The sequence below is a fragment of the Micromonospora foliorum genome (genome assembly GCF_022229015.1).
Lineage (GTDB): Bacteria > Actinomycetota > Actinomycetes > Mycobacteriales > Micromonosporaceae > Micromonospora > Micromonospora foliorum.
Window position 1 is genome coordinate 1 of sequence record NZ_JAKKFF010000492.1, and the last position, 998, is coordinate 998.

Annotated in this window: 1 protein-coding gene; it reads left to right on the plus strand. The window is 73.6% G+C overall.

Going from position 1 to position 998, the window contains the following annotated elements; all coding sequences use genetic code 11:
• Positions 1–951: D-alanyl-D-alanine carboxypeptidase family protein (locus PSH25_RS28755; RefSeq protein ID WP_238662017.1), on the plus strand; the 951-nt coding region annotated here is incomplete at its 5' end.
• Positions 952–998 lie beyond the last annotated feature (47 nt).

Consider the following 998-nt stretch of genomic DNA (forward strand, 5'->3'; position numbering starts at 1 on the left):
TCCCGCCCACCCCGGCCGTCGCCCCCGCCCGCCGTTCCCGAGCAGCGGATGGTCGGCGGCGCGGCGCTCGACACGGCCGGCCTGGTCGTGCCGGCCGGCGTCGCCGCGCCACCGAGGGTGAGCGCCACGTCGTGGCTGGTAGCCGACCTGGACAGCGGCCAGGTGCTCGGCGGCTGCGGCCCCCACGAGTACGGCACACCGGCGAGCGTGCAGAAGCTCCTGCTGGCGGCCACGATGCTGCCCAGGCTCGACCCGAAGCAGACGGTCACCGTCACCGAGGCGGACATGAACATCGAACCCGGCTCCTCGGCCGTGGGCCTGGTCGCGGGCGGCCGGTACACCATCGAGACCATCTGGCTCGGGTTGTTGCTCAACTCCGGCAACGAGGCCGCCAACGCGCTGGCCCGGCTCGGCAGCGGGACGGACAGCGCCGCCGGCGTACGCGACATGAACGAGCGGGCGCACCAGCTCGGCGCGCTCCAGACGCACGCGGTCACCCCGTCCGGGCTGGACGGCAGGGGGCAGTTCACCAGCGCGTACGACCTGGCGCTGATCGCCCGGGCCTGCTTCGCCGAGCCGACCTTCCGCCGGTACGCGCTGACCGAGCAGACGTCGATTCCGGCCCAGCCACGGCAACGCACCAAGGGTTTCGAGATCCAGAACGAGAACCAGCTCATCTACCGGTACCCGGGGGCGCTCGGCGGCAAGACCGGCTTCACCGACCTGGCCCGGCACACCTACGTGGGGGCGGCGGAACGCGGCGGGCGGCGGCTGGTGGTGACCCTGCTGGGCGCCGAATCGGCGCCGGTACGCGGCTGGGAGCAGGGTGCGGCCCTGCTGGACTGGGGTTTCACGCTGCCCCGGGACGCCGCCGTGGGCCGGCTGGTCGAGCCCGGCGAGCTGACCGCCACTCCGTCGGCGGCGCCGTCCGCGCTGGCGACGGAGAGCTAGGAGGAGCACACGGCTGACATCCAGACACGTGGCCTTCTCGCGTTTGG